Below are 20,670 nucleotides of genomic sequence, written 5' to 3' on the forward strand. Positions count from 1 at the left end.
ACTATAAAGTGGCAAGTCTTAAAGGTATAAATTTTTTAAAGCCTAACATGTTTAATAAATAAACTATTATATGCTGGTACAAATTCAATTATTCTAAAATCAATTGCATAAAAACGGAACTCAACCAACGATCAAATTTATAGCCGGATTCTTTAATAACGCCAACGGTTTCAAACCCATATTTTTTATGAAAAGCGATACTGCCTTTATTTTCGGAGTCAATAACGCCAATCATTGTATGGTATTTTTGTTTTTTTGCCAATTGAATTAGTTCAGCCAGTAATAATTTCCCAACGCCTTTTCCTAAAAACTCCTCCGCAACATAAACAGAATGTTCTACCGTAAAACGATATCCTATTTTATGACGAAAAGTTCCGTAAGTAGCGTACCCAATTGTTCCATTTTCAGTTTCAGCAACAATAACAGGTAAGTCATTAGTTATTTTGTCTTCAAACCACAATTTATGGGTTTCAAAATCACGGGGCTCATAATCATAAATCGAAGTACTGTGCAGTATTTGGTGATTGATGATCTCCAATATTGTATCTAAATCGGTAAAAACTGCCGGTCTTATTTTGATTTCCATAAAGAATATATTTTGCTTCAAATTTAAGAAAACTATTTAAGATTAGAGAAAAACCTTCACATCTTTGTATCTTTGTTTTTTTCAAACTAAAACAATGATTTACCCTAAAATACCTTTGGCACAAAGCATTATTGAAATCTGTTTGGCCAAAGGAATTACTACCATAATTATTTCTCCAGGTTCTCGTAATGCCCCGCTCACAATTGGTTTTGTAAACAATTCCGCTTTTCAATGTTACAGCATTGCTGACGAGCGTTCGGCTGCTTTTTTTGCATTGGGAATAGCACAACAAACCAAGCATCCAGTGGCTTTGGTGTGTACTTCCGGTTCGGCTTTATTGAATTATTATCCGGCTTTTGCGGAAGCATTTTACAGCCAGATTCCTATGATTGTGATTTCGGCAGACAGGCCCCAAAGCAAGATTGATATTGGTGACGGCCAAACGATTCGGCAGGAAAATGTATTCGAAAACCATTCGCTTTACAATGCTAATTTACTTGAGAATATTTCGGTGGCAAATGATTTAAAAATCAATGCGGCGATCAATGCGGCCATCATTCAAAAAGGCCCCGTTCACATCAATGCGCCTTTTGAAGAACCATTGTATGAAACCGTTTCGGAACTTTCAATAAAAGTGAATAGTATCGCTTCCGCAAAAGTGACTCAGACGATTTCCATTGAAGACGTTTCGGAATTTGCAACAATTTGGAACAATTCCACTAAAAAAATGATTTTGGTTGGTGTGAATGCCCCAAATGCTATCAACCAAAAAATAATTGAGGCCTTCTCCAAAGACGTGTCGATTGTAGTTTTGACCGAAACGACTTCTAACCTGCATCACGATACTTTCATCAATACTATAGACACAATAATTACGCCTTTTACGAATGCCGATTTTGAAAATTTTAGTCCGGAAATTTTAGTCACTTTTGGAGGAATGGTCGTTTCAAAACGAATCAAGGCTTTTTTAAGAAAACACAAACCAAAACACCATTGGCATATTGATTCTTTAAGAGCTTACGACACGTTTGGCGCTTTGACCAAACATTTTGAAGCAGACCCAAATGTTTTTTTTGATACTTTCTTGCCACTTACAAAAGCAACAGAAAGTAATTATTTTCAGCAATTAGACGCGGTTAAAGTGCTGCGAAAGCTAAAAAGTGATATTTATTTAAACAAAATTCCTTTTTCAGATTTTAAAGTTTTCGAAAAAGTGATGCAGTGTTTACCAACGAACAGTCAATTGCAAATCAGTAATAGTTCAGCAATTCGGTATGCGCAATTAGTAGCTGTTGATCCTTCAATTGAAGTATATTGCAATCGCGGTACCAGCGGAATCGATGGTAGTACTTCTACGGCTATTGGTGCGGCTGTTGCCAATGAAAAACAAACGGTTTTTATAACGGGAGATGTTGGATTTTTGTATGACAGCAATGCATTATGGAACAATTACATTCCAAAAAATTTCAAGATTATATTGATTAATAACGGTGGAGGAGGAATATTTAGGATTTTACCCGGACACAAAGAAACACCGGTTTTTAATACCTTCTTTGAAACTTCACATTGTTTAACTGCGGAACATTTGGCTAAAATGTATGGTTTTGAATACAGTATTGCCAGTGATGAGGCGAGTTTAGCAATAAGTTTGACTGCTTTGTATGCTCAAAATGAAAAACCAAGTATTTTGGAAATTTTCACACCAACCTTGAAAAACGATAGCATTTTACTGCAATATTTTAAAGAGTTGATTTAATTATTTTCGGATCATTGATATTTACCATTTATACTTAATTTATAAATGGGAAACATAAAAAAAAACGTTTGCATAAGCAAACGCTTTTTTATTTATTGTTGTGTTGAACCATCAAGTAAGATTCATTAATAAAAACGTGACTATAAAAAATTACTTTAATTGTTTAAAACGTTCTAGTGTTTTAACGAATTGGCAAAGGGAAAACCGGTAAACTGGAATGTCCTAATGCATCAACTGCTTGAACAGCAAAGAAAAAATTGTCTTTAGAATATGGGATTTCAGCTTTAGTATCTTGTACAAAAATTGTTTTTTCCCAATGTTGGGATGCCGTTTCTCTAATAAGAATGTTGTATCCATAAACCGATTTCCCTTCAGGTGCGGTCCAAACTAAAGTAGAAAAATTAGTCAAATCCTTTACTTCAATTCCTACGTTTGTTGGTGCTTTTGGAGACCAAGCCAAATTACTGAACGTAGCCAAGTTAGAACAGGTTACTTTCTTCATGTATTCAAAGTCCATAAATTCTGCAAGATCGCCGTACTGGATGTTGTTTTCTTTTCGAACATCTTGATGTTGGTGGTCGTAGTTTTCGTTCATTTCACAAAAACGAACAGCTGTAAATCCATTTTGACTGAAAGGAGTATGATCCCCACCACGTAAGAAACGGTCGTTGCGATACACTAAATTAATATCCAGTTGCTCCACATATTGATTGGTAACCGTTTTGATGTATCGCGCTAGTTGTCTGGATGGACTGTCATTATCACGATTGGTCGATTTACGCATTTTTGACTCGGCTTCTGTCTCTAAGAATGGAATTGTTTCACTGAAAACGCGCACTTTAGTATTGTCTCGTAATAAAGTACCGCTGGATAAACTGTTTCCAATCATATCATTGTTGATCATGGCAATAATATTCCATTTTCCCTCTTTGGCAACATCCGCTAAATGCTTAGCTCCGTATAATCCTTGTTCTTCACCAACTACAGCCACAAAAATCAGTGTAAAAGGGAATTCTCTTTGGCTCATTATACGGGCCAGTTCCATCATGGCGGCTACTCCGGAAGCGTCGTCATTAGCACCTGGCGCATCAATTTTAGCATCCATGACATCCGAAGCACGAGAATCTAAATGGCCGCTTATAATTAATACACGATCGTCCGTAGGATCAGTTCCTTTTAAGGTTGCCATGACATTACCCAATTGGCTGTCGGTGGCAATACGTCTTCCATCTGCTTTGATGGTGAAAAAGTCAATAACCGAAGTTAGTCTGCCGCCAGAAGCCAAAGCATATTTATCAAATTCCGATTTAACCCAGCGTTGCGCTGCGCCAATACCGCGAGTGTTACTTTTTGTGTCGCTTAGGGTATGTCTGGTTCCAAAAGACACTAGTTTTCGGACCGTAGCTTCCATATTTTCCGATTGTACCTCAGCCACCATTTTTTTTATTTCGGGATCATCGACGGTGGTTTGTGCGTAATTGGCATGAGTAATGAATAATAGTAGGAAGAAACAGAGAATTGAGGTTGATTTCATCTAATTTTTTTTAGTTTTCTCAAAGTTAGGGAAAAGGAAAAGATTTTAGGCACAAAATTGTGCTTTAGTGTTTCATTGCTAGAACTTGCGCAATCGCTTTTTCAGCCAGAGGCGCCATTACCTGATAGCCCAATTTATTAGGATGTACTCCATCACCGGAATAGGCAGCTTTTAATCCGTTGCTCTCATCGACCATTGCTGAAAAATAATCCAGGTAGATAATTCCATTCGCATCAGCATATTTCTTTAGTAATTGATTAAGCTCCATAACCTTTTCAGCCGGATTTTGATTGGGTTTCCAAGGAAAATCAAAAGCGGGTAATACGGAACACAAAATAACTTTGATCTGGTTTGCTTGTGCCAATTCAACCATCGAAATAATATTGTTTTCAATCCTATCTAATGTTGTGGGGCCTGTATTTCCGGCAATATCATTGATTCCTGCTAAAATGAGTACTGCGGCTGGCTGTAAAGCAATAACATCAGCTCTGAAACGGATGAGCATTTGCGGGGTTGTTTGACCGCTAATACCCCTATTTATATATGGTTTTCCTGAAAAGTATTCAGAATTGGTTGCACTCCAGAATTCGGTTATGGAATCACCCATAAAGACAATTCGTTGTTGTCCAGCTGCTGGTGGTTTCAGCGCAACATTCTGCTCTTGGTATTTGCTTAAATTTGGCCAGTCCTGCGCCTGTATTGTTTCTCCCATAACGATTGATAAAAATAAGATGCTGTAAATAAATTGGATGTTTTTCATTTGTAACCGGATTAGAAATTTTGAAAACAGTAAATAAGTGGTAGTGCAGTAAAACGCAACAACCTTCCATTCTTATCCGAAAGATAGAGAAAAGGAAGGTTGATTTTATAGTGTATTGGTATTTAATCAAATAAATCGGAAGACAAATACCGATCGCCTCGGTCGCAAATGATAGCGACAATCACACCGGACTCTATTGTATTTGCTATTTTTAGTGCTGCAGCCACGGAACCGCCACTACTCATTCCTGCAAAAATGCCTTCTTCAAGTGCCAAACGTTTGGTCATAGCACGTGCTTCCTGTTCCGAAATTTCAATGATGGTATCTACTTTTGAAGCATCAAAAATTCTAGGTAAATATTCTTGAGGCCATTTTCTGATTCCCGGAATCTGCGAACCGTCGCTGGGTTGCGCACCAATAATTTGAATTTCTGGATTCCGCTCTTTCAAATACGTTGACGTTCCTATAATTGTCCCTGTAGTTCCCATTGCTGATATGAAATGGGTTACCGTTCCTTCCGTATCATTCCATATTTCCGGACCTGTGGTTTTGTAATGTGCTTTCCAGTTGTCATCATTAGCAAACTGATTGAGCATTATGTATCCGCCTTCGGCTACCTTTTTATCAGCATAATCTCTGGAACCAATTATTCCGGTGTCAGCAGGCGTTAGAATGACCGTAGCTCCATAAGCACGCATAGTAAGCGTACGTTCTATAGTGGAATCTTCCGGGAGTATCAATTCGATTTCGATATTGAATAATTGGGCAATCATCGCCAAAGCAATTCCGGTATTGCCGCTGGTTGCCTCAATTAACTTGTCTCCTTTTTTGATTTCTCCTCTTTCTAATGCTGATTTGATCATGTTGTATGCCGCACGATCCTTTATGCTTCCGCCTGGATTATTTCCTTCGAGTTTCAGTAAAAGTTTTACCTTGTCATTTTGTATCAAATGGGTAGATTCAACTAAAGGTGTATTGCCTATTAAATCTAGTATTGTTTGAGATTTCATGCTATTGGGTGTGTTGTGTTTGATTTGTAATAATCCGAGTATTGACTAAATTTGATAAGTATTCGTTTATAAAAACTATTTTTAACAAGCTTATTTTAAAAATAGCAACAACAATAGCAGAAAGGAATATTTTTATAATTCAGTGGCATTTTCATGGTTTTTAAAACGAATGGTAAAGGTATTGAACAATTTTGGATTATTTGTTTTTAGTCAATAAAGCTATCTTGTTTATTGCTACATTTTTGTTAAATTTATCGCTTTTGAATGCAATTGAAATTTTTGTTATATCCGTTAATTGGAATTAATAAAAATTAAATCAATAGCTTTTTTTACAATTTTAAGATATAAACAGCTATTGCTAGACTGTTTATATTTTCAAGGTATACAAATTGATTATTAGTTTCGATAGAAGTGTTTTTTAAATTAGCCAATAAATAACTAGCTATGAAAAGTAATTCGACTTTTATAAGTGACATTTCTAAAAAGGTATTCCCAATAGCGGATAAAGTAGCTGCTAAGACCATACGGAACCCAATATTAGCACTTATTCAAAATGATTATCCTGATTTTGATGCCAATAAATTATTAGCAATAAGTGAACTTAATAGGTATCGGGAAAAATATATTTCGAATTATTTATTGGTCGAAATAGGGGAATTGTCTAATCTGGAGGCTAAAGTAATCGGTTCCTTAAGCGAAGATAAATCGCTGGTGAATACTGTAGAGGATGAAAATGGTGATCGAACCGTAGGGCAAAAAGTGGCAGACAAGGTAGCTGCTTTTGGCGGAAGCTGGAAATTTATCATTCTTTTTGGGGTGTTTATCTTGTTGTGGATTTTGGCTAATATTTATATTCTGCTGAATAAAGGTTTTGATCCGTATCCATTTATTTTATTAAATTTAATTTTGTCCTGTTTGGCTGCACTTCAAGCACCGGTAATTATGATGAGCCAAAACCGTCAGGAAGAAAAAGATCGGGAAAGAGCTAAAAAAGATTATATGATTAATTTGAAATCAGAACTTGAAATCAGAATGCTTCATGAAAAACTGGATCATTTGATTATGCATCAGCAAGAAGAATTAATTGAAATTCAGAAAGTACAAATCGAAATGATGAATGATATCCTAGCCCGAATCAAATAATTGTTGTTGCTGTAAAGGGGATAAAAAGAAACTCATTAGTAGTGTTTAAAATAATACCCTGCAATCATAAAAACACCATTAAGGACAGCGGCGCCGATAATTATTTTTTTGTAGTTTCTGTTGGTGTCTATGAAATTCAAAGCCAGAATTCCCAGAAATAATAAGGTCGTGAAAATTGCCGGATACCTATCGAAGGCACCTCCAAAATCGCCTTGTAAAAGCAATAAAAATCCTCGCTGAAAACCACAGCCCAAACACTCTATTCCAAAGAGTGTTTTACTGAAACACGGGAGCATGTATTTTTCTAGATTCAATTTTTTTTCTTTTTTACAAGTATACGTAAAAGTAAGAAATTTTATCAAGAGTAAATAGAGTAATTTTAAATTCAGTACTTTTGGAATCTGATATTTTAAAAGATGAAAAAATATATAATCCCCATAATGATTCTCGCCATCACAGTTGCTTTATACGAGCAGGTGAGTGCCGAAAAAAACGTGTACATCATGGTTGTTGCAATTGTAGTTTTTATGATTGGAATGATGCAGTTGAGTGCTAAAACTCCGAGTAAAAATCAAGAAAAAGAAGACGAAAATGTTCAATAAAGGAGATAAAGTTTCCGTGCTGGATGAAGCGATGAATGGGATAGTGTTGTCAGTCAAAGACCAGCAGGTTACGATAGAAACGGAGGATGGTTTTACGATGACATTTATTGTCAATGAATTACTTAAAATAAACGATTCCAGTAACTTAATGGATTCAATCAGAAGAATAAATGTAAGTGAAATTGCAAAAGAGAAAGAGATCCCAAAACCCCGTAGTTTTGTAAAAGAAAGGAAATCTAAACACGAAATTCCAGCTCCTGAATTTGATTTACACATTGAAAAACTGGTGCCTAATAAACGCGGAATGTCGAATTATGATATTCTGACGCTACAGACTGAAACAGCAAAACGCCATATTGAATTTGCGATTAAAAATCGCATTCCAAAGATTGTTTTTATACATGGAGTCGGGGAAGGAGTCTTGAAAGCAGAGCTAGATTTCTTATTGGGACGGTATGATAACATCGCTTTTCAAGAAGGTAATTATCAAAAATACGGTCAAGGAGCAACAGAAGTTTTCATTAAGCAGAGCGCTATGTAAGCTCATTTTTAATTTTTAATTCCAAAACGAAAGGTCTGATTTAAGATGATTTCTCCTTTGAAATTCTCTTAAATTAGACCCTTTTTTGTAACCATGAAAACAACTTTTTCTTATCTGAAATTATAAGTTTTTTGGCCCCTAATTGGTAGTCAATAAATCTCCATAAATATAAGCATCACCTAGAATAAAATCACTGTTTCCTTTCTTCATTTTTACTTTTTTTAGCACTACAGTATGTCTAAAACCTGATCCATTTGTTGTAGTTGTTACTTCTATAATACCGCTGGTATTTGCTATTCCTGACACTCCAATCCATTCTTCACTAAATGTCGGAGTAGTAGGAAAAGTAGTATTACAAAAATAATTTCCTGTAACCAAGCCAGAGAATAAACGATACGTCAGTTTGTTTTCTGTGTCGCCTATCAATCCGGTTCTAGGAGTGTTCAGCGGTGTTACGGCATTCACGATTAAACTGGCATCAATATCCAGAATTAGCGCTTCACTGCTGTTGTAATCGTATAATTGTTTGGAAGTAGCACATTGTTCCAATGTTTTATTGAAACTAAAAGGCAGCGGTGTTGCTGCTATTTGATAGTCTCCAAAAAAGAATGTTTCGTACACTTGCGTTCCGTTTCCTTTATCAAAAGTGATGTTTTTGAACTTTATATTATGATTGTATCCTGTAATTTTAGTACTGTTATCATCAGGATTTAGGGGTTTTATTGCCGTTGTAGTTATTACAATTTTCCCGCCAGTTGCGGTCCATTGGCCTGTAACTGTAGGTGTTGCCGGAGGAATAGTTTCGCAAATTGTAGCATTTGTGACAGTTCCGTTATAAAAACGGTAAAAAACTCGATTTGTACCATTGATATCCAGTTCTTGCACACTTGTTTCTGTCGGAAAAACAACATTTTTTATTTCAAGAATTAACGCTTCGCTATCTTTTAATTTATAAATGATCCCATTTGTCGTGCAATTTTGTGTGGCTACATCTTCAAAAGTGATGGTTTCTTGAATTAAATCTCCATCATCACATCCGTTTAGGAGCAATGCAAAAACCAACAGGCTAACAATTCTTTTCATTTTATAAAATTTAAAACAAAAATAGAATTTTTAATTTATTCCAAATGCATAACCGCTTAAAAATAGATTATTTAACAGGATATTGTGTTTTAGCAACTATCAATTAAGTGATAAAGTACCTGTTTTAATAGTTATAAAATTGAAAGATAGTGAGAATTTAAAGCCGATTGAAATCAGTATCTTTGTCTAAATTTAATACGATAGATGAGACTTAACAAATATTATTCGGCTGCTTTTTTAGCTTTTTTTGTTTGGGGTTTTTTTAGTTTTGCTTTAAAGCCTTTACACAATTATCCGTCGCTGGATATATTATTTTACCGAGTGTTTTTTAGTGCCATTACCATGGTGTTGATCAATGTTGTTTTCCGTAGAAATGTAATGCGTAAAAACTGGAATCACTTCAAGACGATACCTCCCAAACAACAGAAGAGTGTTGTTATGCTAACACTTGGCGGAGGTATATTTCTCTCCTCAAACTGGTTTGTTTACATTTATGTGATGAATCACGTAAGTGTAAATGCGGCTTCGTTGGCGTATTTAATTTGTCCAATTGTAACAACTGTTTTTGCCTTTTTCATGTTGAAAGAAACGCTGAGCAAATGGCAGTGGATTGCTGTTTTAATTAGTGTATTTAGTTGCGTTTTATTATCCTTTAATCATTTTCAGGATATATTCTACAGTCTTATTACGGCTGCTACTTATGCGCTGTATTTAGTGAGTCAACGTAAAAATAATGATTTAGATAAATTCCTCAGCCTGACGATTCAATTGATTTTTACGGCACTTGTACTGCTCCCTTTTTATCCAAAATACAGTGGAACAATTCCTGTAGAGCCTCTGTTTTACGGCTACATGTTCCTGATTGTGGTTTTTTTTACGATTATCCCTTTGTTTCTAAATCTTTATGCGCTCAAAGGAATCAACTCTTCCGCGGTGGGAATTATGATTTATATTAACCCGATTATTAATTTCTTGTTGGCTATATTTTATTATAACGAGCAGGTTAGCTCGCTTCAATTGTTTTCTTATTTGCTGATTTTGGTTTCAATTGTTGTTTTTAATGAAAAACTGCTTTTTCCCCGAAAATTAAAACTCGTCCCTTCAGAAATACCAGTTTTAAAATAATTTTATAATTTAAAAAATGAAAAAAGTATATCTCGATAACGCTTCTACAACTGCTATTCGTCCCGAAGTAATCCAGGAAATGACTAAAGTATTAACGGAAGATTATGGAAATCCATCTTCAACGCACAGCTTAGGGCGTTCTGCAAAAAATGTTCTGGAGCTTTCCAGAAAGTCAATTGCCAAAAACCTGAATGCCACTGCGCAGGAAATAATTTTTACTTCCTGTGGTACCGAGGCCAATAACTGGATTCTTCGGTCAGCCGTTAAGGACTTGAAAGTGCAACGAATCATTACCAGTAAAATCGAGCATCATGCGGTTTTGTACACGGCTTTAGTTTTAGAAAAAGAGTATGGAATTCAGATTGATTATGTAGCAATAAAGCCAAATGGAGCAATTGATATTACTGATTTAGTGGAGTTATTATCACAGGATAAGAAAACATTAGTCAGTTTGATGCATGTGAATAATGAAATTGGAACTGTTTTAGATTTAGAACGAATAAGCCGTATTTGTCAAGAGCACAGTGCTTTGTTTCATTCGGATACCGTACAGTCCATAGGGAAAACCGGCATAGATTTGCAAAATTTATCTATAGATTTTATCGTGGCCAGTGCGCATAAATTTCATGGACCTAAAGGCGTTGGTTTTGCATTTATTCGAAAAAATTCAGGAATGCAACCCTTGTTTTTTGGTGGCGAACAAGAGAAAGGATTGCGCGCCGGGACTGAGGCTCTACATCAAATTGCAGGAATGGCAAAAGCTCTGGAACTTTCATACACCAATTTAGAAACGGAACGAAAGCACATTTCTGAAGTACGGAGTTATTTAATTACCAAGCTTGAAATTGATTTTCCAGGTTTCGAAATTAATGGGAATAGCGATGGTTTTTACACGGTTTTAAATGTTTTACTGCCTTTTTCAGACGAAAAGACAGCGATGATTTTGTTTCATTTAGACATGAAAGGGATAGCAGTTTCCCGCGGTAGCGCCTGCCAGTCCGGGAGTATAAAACCGTCTCATGTATTAGCCGAAATGCTTTCGAATGACGATTTAAAGAAACCAAGTTTGCGCATTTCATTCAGCCATTATAATACTAAAGAAGATATCGATTTGCTTATTGCAGCTTTGAAAACGATATAAAAAATCTGCTGTAAAGTAGTTTCTTCAGTAGTATTAACGTATTTACCACCTAGTTTTGGATATTTATAATGAAATCGATGGCTTTTCTGCATATTTTTCCATGATTAAGCGCGCTTTAAAAAAGCATAATGCAGATTCAGAACCTTGATTAATGTTGATGTATTTGTCTTTTGTGATTAATAGACAGTTGCCGAGTGTTAATTAAAAAAAAAGTGTAAGCTGCAGTTCAATTACAAGTTATTCACCTGTTTGTTTAGAAATATGAATGGATTGCCCCACTAATTTCCAGTGTCCATCAATTTTTTCTAATAACCGAATTTCATACGAGAACGTTTTTTTACCATCTTTGGCCGTTGACTCTTCGTTGTGGCTTACCCAGGCGTTGTCCTTATGAATACTCATTTTGTAATTTGTATTTACAGAATAGCCACCGTTACCCATTGCTTCCGGATTTGTATTAATCATAGCCGTAGGCGGAATGTCGAGTACGGTTCCGTCTCCAGTTGAAATTAATATTCGGCTGTAGGGCTGAATGTACCAGCAGTCCGTATGTCCCTTGCTGTCGCCAGCTCTCCATGTGGCAGACTCTTTTTCAAGTAGTTTTTTGATGCTCTCAGATTCATCATTATTTTGACTATAACCTATCAAATTTAGTGCTAGTATAAGATAAAAGGATATTGTCCATTTCATATCAGGCCTGTTTTTTAGAATATTATGTTTTTCGTTTTTATGGGTAAAATCAGCTAAAAACATGTGCTTTCAAGAATTTTAAGGTTCTTTACGAACGTAAATATATAATTTAATCCTATGAAAACAAATAGGATTTCATTTTTGTGCGTTGTTGTATTAAGAGAGAGTTTTACAACAGCTGCAAAAAAAGACTCTTGACACTATCCCGCTAATTATCACTGATTAACCGGATTGTGTTTAAAAAAATCCGGCTAGTCTAGTGGTAATATTAATTAAAGAAAGGTCGCTTTATTTTAAGGTTTTAGTATCGGATCCTACTAACTTGCATCAAAAAAGCACTGTTTTTTTAATGCGACGAAGGTTCATAAATGAGTCGTAAAAAGGAGCTAAACCGCTGGTTTTCTCTATTTATAGGAATTCCGGTTACTATGCCTATTAGTAAATTATCTGTAATTTCTACTCTCATTTGAGGTCGGATTGTCATATCAAAATCAGCATTATTAATTTCTTTGTTAAACTCCAGTCCAATAAAATTTCGCGTTCCGGGGATCATGTAATGGATATTTGAATTAATCTGCCAGTTCGTCTGTGTTGTATTATCTGAAAAGTGGTGCGTAAATTGTGGCCCGGTGTATAAAAGGGTATGAAAATTTTGTCCCCAGCGTTTAGCAATCACCAAGAACGGATTATATCCATTTCCGGTTATCAAAGTACTATTGCTGTAGTTGTTAAAATTGGGTAATAGAAATTCGTGAATATAGCCAACAGCCATTGATATTTTCTTTTTTTCTGAAACAAAAAAGGTATATTGTGCCGCTAGTTTTATACTATTCAGGTTACTTCCCGGCGAATTTCCGTTGCCGGAAGTAGGGTAATAAATTGAAAAAGGCAATTCTACTTCAAGTCCTAATCGATCAATTGGAGCCCATTCATATTCTAGCAGTGCAGTATATTCATCATGAGTGATATTGTCTGTCAAACCGAGACCTAAATTCCATTCTTTTTCTCCTTTTCGGGCTCCCAAATCTCTAATGAGATCGATGTACAGAGGTTCAGCATGTAACACTTTTGGACGTTTTTTTTTGCCTTCAATTTCTTGAATGTAAAGACTGTCTTTGATCGTATTTTGTTGGTTTTTTTCTGTTTGTGCTTGAGAATGTGTACCCGTAAGTACCGTTAATAGCAGAGTAAATACCGCTGTTTTTAAATATTGAAGAGCCATTTTAATTTGTTTTATGTTTTAGTATACGAATTGCAACCCTAGTTTTCATGAGAAAATAAGGCAGGGATTAATGATCTAAATAACAAATTAAATGTCAGGGGGAGGCGTGTGTATTTCAAAATACGGGGTCGGAGGAATCGAATTTTGTTCAGCTAATTCCCCCTTTTTTAAATATAAATATTTTTTATAAAGACTAATTGCACTGTTTGGTACTACAAAAAAATCTATAAAAAAAGCACTTTTTGCAGCAAAATCTTGATTGGTATCATTATCATCGTATTCAGGTATGGCATTTTCGAATCCTAATATTTTTTCAACCACTATTTCAATAATGCTTTCCAGATCATTGTGGGTCAGATCCTCAGGTAAATAATTTGGTTGCGCATCCGGGGAATCAACAAAGCAGTTCAGCAGGTATAACGACATGAAACCCCAAAAATATCGAGTTAAAAGAGTATGTCGAATTTGTTTAATCATTTTGCATAATTACACTATTTTCTTGCTTAATAGTTGTAAATTTTCGTTAAAGTCGATTATAATTTAAGCGAGTCGCCATCTGCCAAGTGTTTAAAGGGTGCTTTTCTGGATTATTTTAAGTTTAAAAGAGAAAATATGGTACTAGTGAAATTTCCTTTGGTTGTAACCGTTTTACGGATCTGTTTGCAAGCAGTTTTTGTTTTTAATAATACGTTATTGGATTTTATTTCTAAATTTTTCTAAAATGATTAAAATATTCATCAATGCGTATCATCATTCCAGTCAGAATCTTCTTCAGTTGTTTTTTTGAAATCTTTATTCAAGAACTGTTTGTATTTCTTTTTGTCTTTTTGATTTTTTCTGATGAGAAATACTATCAAAGCAATTCCGAAGAAGAGTACAAGTCCAACTATTACCCAATTGATTTTCATTGTTTTTTTGTTTAATACGTAAATTAACAATCTGACATATTCACGGTGATGGCTAATCCGCCTTCGGAGGTTTCTTTGTACTTGTTGTTCATGTCTTTGGCGGTTTGCCACATCGTGTCCACGACTTTGTCTAAAGGGACTTTGGCATTTTTCGGATCGGTTTCCAGGGCTAACTCAGCGGCATTAATGGCTTTTATGGCACCCATAGTATTTCTTTCGATGCAGGGAATCTGAACCAAACCGCCAATAGGATCACAGGTCAACCCCAAGTGATGTTCCATGGCAATTTCGGCAGCCATTAAAACCTGTGCAGGAGTTCCGCCCATCAATTCGCATAAAGCGGCAGCAGCCATGGAAGATGAAACGCCTATTTCGGCCTGACAACCGCCCATTGCCGCAGAAATGGTAGAACCTTTCTTGAAAATACTGCCTACTTCACCGGCAACCATCAGGAATTGTTTGATTTCTTTTTCTCCTGCATTGTGGTTTTCAATCACTAAATAATACATTAAAACGGCCGGAATTACGCCTGCGCTTCCATTTGTTGGGGCTGTGACCACGCGTCCTAAAGCGGCATTTACTTCATTTACCGCAAGGGCAAAACAGGAAACCCATTTCAGGATTTGGCGGAATTTCACTTCTGTTTTTCTGATCTCCTCAAGCCAGGTTTGAGGGGAATTATAATTGGATAAACCAATTAGTTTTTGGTGCATGTCAAAAGCACGGCGACGCACGTTTAGTCCGCCGGGAAGAATCCCTTCGGAATGACAACCAATGTACATGCATTCGAGCATCGTGTGCCAAATGCGTATTAGTTCCTGATCGATAACTGCTTCGGAACGCATTGATTTTTCGTTTTCATAAATGATTTCCGATATCGATTTGTTTTCTTTTATGCAATAATCCAGTAGTTCTGCCGCTTTCTCAATTGGATATGGAAAAGCACATTTTATTTTAATTTTCTTTTTAGCGTTGATGCGTTCTTCTTTTACTACAAATCCGCCACCAATAGAATAAAAGGTAGAAACGTATTGACGATCATCAGTCATATAGGCTGTGAAAGTCATTCCATTGGCATGAAAGGGAAGGAAGTTTTTATTAAAAACGATATCTTGGAGGAAATAAAAAGCAATTGGCTTTTCGTTTCCTAAGTTGATTTTGTTTTTTGATTCAATGGATTTGATAATTGCATCAATATTTTCTATGGGAATGTATTCTGGATCTTGTCCGCTCAAACCCAGCATTACGGCTAAATCCGTGGCGTGTCCTTTACCGGTTAAGGAAAGGGAACCGTATAAATCTATTTTCACCCTGTTGACCGCATGAAGTAAATTTTCGTTTCGCAATTCACTAAGAAAGCGTTCGGCAGCTCTCCAAGGCCCAAGTGTGTGTGAACTCGAAGGTCCAACACCAATTTTTAGCATATCAAAAACGGAGATACATTCTTCCATGTTAAGTGTGAATTTTTGTTACCTGCAAATATAATAGAATGTAGCAAGGATACGAATTGAAAATAGAATAATATTGTTTTTTTAATAATTAATATTGCTGTATTGTTAGTATTCTTCAAAAAAAAGGATTTAGCAAAACTAATACTTTGTTAAAATCAATATTTCTTTAATCCAAAATTTAGCTTGTGCAATACTTTGTAAATGGCTATTTTTGAAGCTTAACTAACCCAAAACAATATGAAAAAGATTATTTTTTCTTTTTATCTACTGCTAACTTTGGTGCTGAGTGTTCATTCGCAAGTGCAAAGTCCTTCTGAATTTATACCCAATTACGGAAAACAAATAACCTATTACCATCAGACTGAAAATTATTTTAAGCATCTTACGGAAAAGTCTACTTTTATCAAACACCAGAAATATGGTGTAACGCCGGAACAAAGGGATTTGAATGTATACTTTATATCGAGCCCGGAGAATTTGGCTAATTTGGAACAAATTAGGAATAACAATTTGGCAGCCATTGGTTTATCCGAAAATAAATCACAAATGATTGGCGATAAATTAATTGTTTGGTTGAGTTTTAATGTGCACGGAAATGAATTTGCCGGAACCGAAAGTGCTATGACCGTGGCGTACGAATTAGTAAATCCTTCGAATGCCGATACTAAAAAGTGGTTAGAGAATACCATTGTAATACTGGATCCATGCATCAATCCCGATGGATATTCCAGATACGGAAATTGGTTAAGAGAAATTTCAGGTAAAAAAACGCATCCGGAATTGTCAGACAGAGAGCACATGGAAGTGTGGCCGGGCGGTAGATACAACCATTATATATTTGATTTAAACAGAGACTGGGCGTGGCAAACACAACCGGAAACCCAACAGCGTATTGCGTTGTACAACCAATGGATGCCACAAGTTCATACAGATGTGCATGAAATGGGATACGATTCTCCGTATTTTTTTCCACCCTCAGCGGAACCTTTGCACGAATATATTGAGAAATACCAGAAAGATTTTCACTACACTTTAGGTAAAAATATTTCTAAAAAATTTGATGCTCAAAACTGGATGTATAACACCGGTGAACGTTTTGATTTGTTTTATCCAAGTTATGGGGATACGTATCCTACATACAATGGCGCGGTTGGTATGACGATGGAACAAGGCGGAATAGGTGCGGGGAGAGCCGTTACTATGGGCAACGGAATCACCTTAACGATACAAGACCGATTGACACATCACGCTACGGCAGTCCTGACGGTGGTAGAATCAGCCGCCGCACAAGCGGATGTTTTGCTGAAAGGTTTCAGAGGTTTTATGAATAATTCCCGAAAAACAGTGAAGGGAAATTATAAAATGTATGTGATGAAAAATAATCCGAAGTTGGTTCAAATGGCGGATTTGTTGAAAAAAAATAATGTAGAATTCAGTTACGCTGATGCCAGTCAAAAAGTATCCGGATTCAATTACAATACAAAAACAGATAAAGGTTTTACGATTGAACCCAATGATTTAATTGTAAAAGTAGATCAACAAAAAGCTGTTTTAGCACAAGTGCTTTTTGAACCGGACCAAAAGTTGAATGACAGTTTATCGTATGATATTACCTCTTGGGCTTTGCCCTTGGCATACGGTGTTGAAGGCTATGCGTTAAAAAATAGTCTGGACATAAAGACTAAAGCAACTATTGAAGTGAAAGAAAAGATCGTTCCTAAAAATGCTTATGCGTTTCATATTCCTTGGAATAACAGAATTTCAGCTCAGGTGTTGTCTTTGTTGCACCAAAATAATATCAAAGTGAGGTCTGCGATGAAAAAAGCCATTTTTGGAGATGTGATTGTAGAGCCGGGTGGACTGTTAGTGACCAAAGCGGATAATCCTAAAGTGGTTGATTTTGAAAAAACGATTAGTGAACTCGTAAAAATAAAAACCGATTATAATTACATACTTACAGGTTTTTCGTCTAATTCTAAAGATGTAGGCGGCGAAAATTTTAATTTATTGAAAGCGCCTAAAGTAGTTTTATTATCCGGAAAAGGGGTGGGCTCTACAGAGTTTGGTGCCGCTTGGTATTATATGCAAGAAACTATTGCATATCCGGTGAGTGTGGTTGAAGTAAATAATTTCAATAGATTTAATCTTTTTAACTACAACACACTGATTTTAGCAGACGGATATTATGATTTTTCAGATGACCAACAAAAGAAAATTGGCGAATGGATTAAAAACGGTGGAAAAGTGATTGCAATGAATAGTGCGCTTACCCTTTTTGAAGCAAAAGAAGGATATGCGTTAAGTCCTTTTGCAACTGAAGAAGACAAATTAAGCTCTGAGAAAGCCGCTGAAGAAGAGGAACTAAAAGAACGCTTCTTAGATTTTCAGGATTCAGAACGCAGGTATATTTCTAAATCGATTCCCGGAGCCATAATTGAAAACCTATTGAATAAAACACATCCCATGTCTTTTGGTTTAGGCGATACATATTTCAGTCTAAAAACGGATGACAGACATTATTCACTATTGAAAAAAGCCATAAATGTTGCTTATGTTCCTAAAGATTATAAGAGTTATGGTTTTGTAGGTAATGAAATCAAAAAGAAACTGAACAATACCGTGAGCTTTGCAGTTGATAAAAAAGGCGATGGATCTGTAATTTATATGGTAGATAATCCATTATTCAGAGGTTTTTGGGAAAATGGAAATCTATTGTTCAGCAATGCATTGTTCTTAGTCAATTAAAGAGTGTACAAGATAGGTTACATAAAAAGAGCACGAGGTATCGAGCTCTTTTTTGTTTCATTGTTTTTCTAAAAAGGATAACCAATTGCAAGATTGAAAACTAAATTTTCTTTTCTCCAGGCACTATTTCCCAGACTGATTTGATCTAAAACCCAGCGATCTCCATTTGGTAAATACGGTTTGCGTAACGGGAAAGCAAGATCTGTTCTCAGAATCAGAAAAGAGAAATCAAAGCGTAATCCGGCTCCAACTCCAACGGCCAGTTCATTCAGGAATTTTTTGGAAAATTTTGCTCCCGGTTTATCCGGATTTTCATTCAGTAACCAAATATTTCCGGCATCTAGAAACAAAGCTCCTTTTACCAGTCCATATATTTTAGTTCGGTATTCGGTATTAAACTCTAGTTTTAAATCACCGGATTGATCCGCTAAAAAAGTGCCGGTGTTAGCTGCAGCTCCATCAAAACTTCCAGGTCCCAAGGAACGGGCTCTAAAGGCTCGCAAACTATTGGTCCCACCAATGAAAAACTGCTTGATAAAAGGCATTTCATTTGAATTTCCATACGTAAATCCTGCTCCTGCAATGATTCTGCTGGCTAATTGAGACTCTTTTCCTAATTTCAAATAATGTCTGAAATCTTGCTCTATTTTGATAAATTGACTAAACGGAACATCAAATAATTTGATAGTATCTCCTTTTCGAATATTTGCTCCTGAAACTAATCCTGCTATATTTCCCACCAGATCAAGGCTAGCTTTGTAGTAAAAAGTGTTTTTCTTTCTCGTTTGTAAAGTATTAGTGTACGTATAGGAATAGGATGGTCCAAATAGTAATTGCTTCTCAACCACTTTCTCCAGAGAAGGGTTGTTTGCAATTTGTTCATGGTACAAATTAGTTATGTTTTGCGGACTGGCGTATGTGATTTCGGTAACATTTAAAAGGTGTTCTTTTCGTTCGTTTTCTTTCCATAAATAACCAAAAGAACCTTTGAATGTTTGTAGGGAATATAAATTGGTTCTGTTTTGAAATTCATATCCCAATGTTGCTTTTGTCTTTGGAACAAAACCACTTGACGGGTTTAGCTTAAAAGGGGATACAAATCGGGGCCAAATTAAATTAGCTTCGGTACCAACTCTGTACACATTGAAACCATTATTTTGTCCGGAAACTTGCACTTCTACACCCCCAAAAGCTGAGATTGTCAATAATTCAGCACCCCGGAACGCATTGCGATTGCTCCAGTTTAAATTGAGTTCGGTTCCGGTGTAATTAGCAGAATTTGTTTTGGCCAATAATTCCATCCGAAGCGATTTTTTAGGCAATGGCGTCAGGTAATAATAGGCATCTAAATAATTTCCGAGTGTATCAGAAACCTTAAACTGATTTTTTACAAATTTGAAAGTACCTAGGTTGACCAATCGGTTCAATGATAAATTATGGTCGCTACGGTTGTATAGATCCCCTTTTTTAAAATATAAAGCCCGATCAAAAATCCTTGGTTTGAATAAATTTTCTGGATCTATAATGGTTAAATAATTATATTTTGTAATGGTATCGATACTGATTTTTAAACTGTCAGAACTAATAGAATAGTTTGGATATACAATAATTTTATTAATTTTGTACGGAGTTTCGGCTAGTTTCGGAGTTTCCTCTTTTATCTTTACAATTAGATCGACCTGATGATCTGCAACCGTTGAGTCTACTTGTACTTTTAAATAATCAAGATTAAAATAAAAGAATCCTTTTTCTTTTAGCCTAGAATCGATTCTGATTCTTTCTTCTTTGATGGTATTTAGGCTGTATCCTTCTTCTTTTTTTAACAAACTTCTAAGTCTGGTATTGCGAACAGCAATCGAAATCACTGCGGAGTCTACAGGGAATTTGACGGCTCTGATTTTGTATTGTTTTGCGGGTTTTACAAGATATTCTGCAGTTGCTTTTTTTCCGTGTCGTGTTGAATCAGCCGCTGTTTTTGTATTGAAATAGCCATTGTTTTCTGTGAAATTTTGTAAAACGTTTTTGTTGTATTCTAAGTCTACCTGACTGTATAAAACAGGGGCTTCGCCTACTTTAGTTTTTAACCAGTAGCGCCATCCTTTTTCTTTCTTTGGCGTCCCAGCCAAGTTATAAATGTATAGCTTAGGCCTCAATCCTAAAATCGAGGAATTGGGTTTTGGTCTTACCACTTCTCCAAGAGCGGTTTTTAATGCTTTGTTTTCTTTTTTAGAGGTTTCTTTTCCTTCTACGGTTACTTTAGCACCGGTATACAGCAGCTCTCCTTCTGGCAAAAAGCGAGTGTTGCTGCACGATGAAGCCAACATTGAAAAGAAAAGAAAAGATACTAAATGGTTATTATTCATTAATTTTATT

The 20,670-nt window shown here is 35.8% G+C and carries 19 protein-coding genes; 7 read left to right on the forward strand and 12 right to left on the reverse strand.

Features of this window, described 5'->3' with window-relative positions:
* Nucleotides 1–88: 88 nt before the first annotated feature.
* On the reverse strand, nt 89–586 hold the full coding sequence (locus EKM05_RS06645; RefSeq protein WP_126454520.1) for a GNAT family N-acetyltransferase: 498 nt from the start codon (nt 584–586) through the stop codon (nt 89–91).
* Nucleotides 587–680: 94 nt separating this feature from the next.
* Between EKM05_RS06645 and menD the strand changes: the two genes are divergently transcribed.
* The gene (gene menD / locus EKM05_RS06650; protein ID WP_126554258.1) at nt 681–2,342 is read left to right on the forward strand and encodes a 2-succinyl-5-enolpyruvyl-6-hydroxy-3-cyclohexene-1-carboxylic-acid synthase; all 1,662 of its coding nucleotides are present in this window, start codon (nt 681–683) and stop codon (nt 2,340–2,342) included.
* Between the two features lie 181 nt (nt 2,343–2,523).
* Here the strand turns inward: menD and EKM05_RS06655 are convergent, their stop codons facing one another.
* The 3 genes from EKM05_RS06655 to cysM form a co-directional block, all read right to left on the reverse strand.
* Nucleotides 2,524–3,876 carry a M28 family metallopeptidase gene (locus EKM05_RS06655; protein ID WP_126554260.1) on the reverse strand — a complete coding sequence of 451 codons (1,353 nt, stop codon included), beginning with the start codon at nt 3,874–3,876 and terminating at the stop codon, nt 2,524–2,526.
* A gap of 64 nt (nt 3,877–3,940) precedes the next feature.
* Nucleotides 3,941–4,636: an SGNH/GDSL hydrolase family protein gene (locus EKM05_RS06660; RefSeq protein WP_233589392.1), complete on the reverse strand. Its 696-nt coding sequence runs from the start codon at nt 4,634–4,636 to the stop codon at nt 3,941–3,943.
* A gap of 122 nt (nt 4,637–4,758) precedes the next feature.
* Nucleotides 4,759–5,646: a cysteine synthase CysM gene (cysM, locus tag EKM05_RS06665; protein ID WP_126454514.1), complete on the reverse strand. Its 888-nt coding sequence runs from the start codon at nt 5,644–5,646 to the stop codon at nt 4,759–4,761.
* Between the two features lie 444 nt (nt 5,647–6,090).
* On the opposite strand from cysM, the gene EKM05_RS06670 reads away from it, so the two are divergent.
* Nucleotides 6,091–6,789, forward strand: a complete 699-nt coding sequence (locus EKM05_RS06670) for a DUF1003 domain-containing protein (RefSeq protein WP_126462232.1) — start codon at nt 6,091–6,093, stop codon at nt 6,787–6,789.
* A 35-nt stretch (nt 6,790–6,824) separates the two neighbouring features.
* Here EKM05_RS06670 and EKM05_RS06675 read toward each other — a convergent pair whose 3' ends face one another.
* A complete protein-coding gene (locus EKM05_RS06675; protein WP_126554262.1) occupies nt 6,825–7,103 on the reverse strand; it encodes a DUF2752 domain-containing protein in 279 nt (92 codons plus the stop codon).
* 102 nt (nt 7,104–7,205) lie between these two features.
* On the opposite strand from EKM05_RS06675, the gene EKM05_RS06680 reads away from it, so the two are divergent.
* The gene (locus tag EKM05_RS06680) at nt 7,206–7,391 is read left to right on the forward strand and encodes a hypothetical protein (RefSeq protein ID WP_126462226.1); all 186 of its coding nucleotides are present in this window, start codon (nt 7,206–7,208) and stop codon (nt 7,389–7,391) included.
* Nucleotides 7,381–7,932, forward strand: a complete 552-nt coding sequence (locus EKM05_RS06685; RefSeq protein WP_126554264.1) for a Smr/MutS family protein — start codon at nt 7,381–7,383, stop codon at nt 7,930–7,932. The genes EKM05_RS06680 and EKM05_RS06685 overlap by 11 nt, the downstream gene beginning before the upstream one ends.
* A 138-nt stretch (nt 7,933–8,070) precedes the next feature.
* Here the strand turns inward: EKM05_RS06685 and EKM05_RS06690 are convergent, their stop codons facing one another.
* Entirely contained in the window at nt 8,071–9,015 is a 945-nt protein-coding gene (locus EKM05_RS06690) for a hypothetical protein (RefSeq protein WP_126554266.1), read from the reverse strand.
* 204 nt (nt 9,016–9,219) lie between these two features.
* Between EKM05_RS06690 and EKM05_RS06695 the strand changes: the two genes are divergently transcribed.
* Together EKM05_RS06695 and EKM05_RS06700 are read left to right on the forward strand one after the other, a co-directional pair.
* Nucleotides 9,220–10,140 carry an EamA family transporter gene (locus tag EKM05_RS06695; protein WP_126454502.1) on the forward strand — a complete coding sequence of 307 codons (921 nt, stop codon included), beginning with the start codon at nt 9,220–9,222 and terminating at the stop codon, nt 10,138–10,140.
* A gap of 16 nt (nt 10,141–10,156) precedes the next feature.
* Entirely contained in the window at nt 10,157–11,281 is a 1,125-nt protein-coding gene (locus EKM05_RS06700) for a cysteine desulfurase family protein (RefSeq protein ID WP_126454500.1), read from the forward strand.
* Between the two features lie 237 nt (nt 11,282–11,518).
* Here EKM05_RS06700 and EKM05_RS06705 read toward each other — a convergent pair whose 3' ends face one another.
* The 5 genes from EKM05_RS06705 to EKM05_RS06720 all read right to left on the reverse strand — a co-directional run bounded on the left by EKM05_RS06705 (nt 11,519) and on the right by EKM05_RS06720 (nt 15,552).
* Nucleotides 11,519–11,971 (reverse strand): endo-arabinase, encoded by a 453-nt coding sequence (locus tag EKM05_RS06705; RefSeq protein WP_126554268.1) that lies wholly within the window; start codon nt 11,969–11,971, stop codon nt 11,519–11,521.
* Between the two features lie 346 nt (nt 11,972–12,317).
* Nucleotides 12,318–13,193: an HAEPLYID family protein gene (locus tag EKM05_RS06710; RefSeq protein WP_126554270.1), complete on the reverse strand. Its 876-nt coding sequence runs from the start codon at nt 13,191–13,193 to the stop codon at nt 12,318–12,320.
* A gap of 87 nt (nt 13,194–13,280) precedes the next feature.
* The gene (locus tag EKM05_RS06715) at nt 13,281–13,670 is read right to left on the reverse strand and encodes a hypothetical protein (RefSeq protein ID WP_126554272.1); all 390 of its coding nucleotides are present in this window, start codon (nt 13,668–13,670) and stop codon (nt 13,281–13,283) included.
* A 260-nt stretch (nt 13,671–13,930) separates the two neighbouring features.
* On the reverse strand, nt 13,931–14,101 hold the full coding sequence (locus tag EKM05_RS14495) for a hypothetical protein (protein WP_197037241.1): 171 nt from the start codon (nt 14,099–14,101) through the stop codon (nt 13,931–13,933).
* 23 nt (nt 14,102–14,124) lie between these two features.
* A complete protein-coding gene (locus EKM05_RS06720; RefSeq protein WP_126462207.1) occupies nt 14,125–15,552 on the reverse strand; it encodes an L-serine ammonia-lyase in 1,428 nt (475 codons plus the stop codon).
* A gap of 237 nt (nt 15,553–15,789) precedes the next feature.
* On the opposite strand from EKM05_RS06720, the gene EKM05_RS06725 reads away from it, so the two are divergent.
* The gene (locus EKM05_RS06725) at nt 15,790–18,297 is read left to right on the forward strand and encodes a M14 family zinc carboxypeptidase (protein WP_126462204.1); all 2,508 of its coding nucleotides are present in this window, start codon (nt 15,790–15,792) and stop codon (nt 18,295–18,297) included.
* Nucleotides 18,298–18,365: 68 nt separating this feature from the next.
* Here the strand turns inward: EKM05_RS06725 and EKM05_RS06730 are convergent, their stop codons facing one another.
* Complete coding sequence (locus EKM05_RS06730) at nt 18,366–20,660, reverse strand: BamA/TamA family outer membrane protein (RefSeq protein WP_126554274.1); 2,295 nt, start codon at nt 20,658–20,660, stop codon at nt 18,366–18,368.
* Nucleotides 20,661–20,670: the final 10 nt, after the last annotated feature.

The sequence above is a fragment of the Flavobacterium sp. GSP27 genome, from assembly GCF_003970395.1.
Taxonomy (GTDB): domain Bacteria; phylum Bacteroidota; class Bacteroidia; order Flavobacteriales; family Flavobacteriaceae; genus Flavobacterium.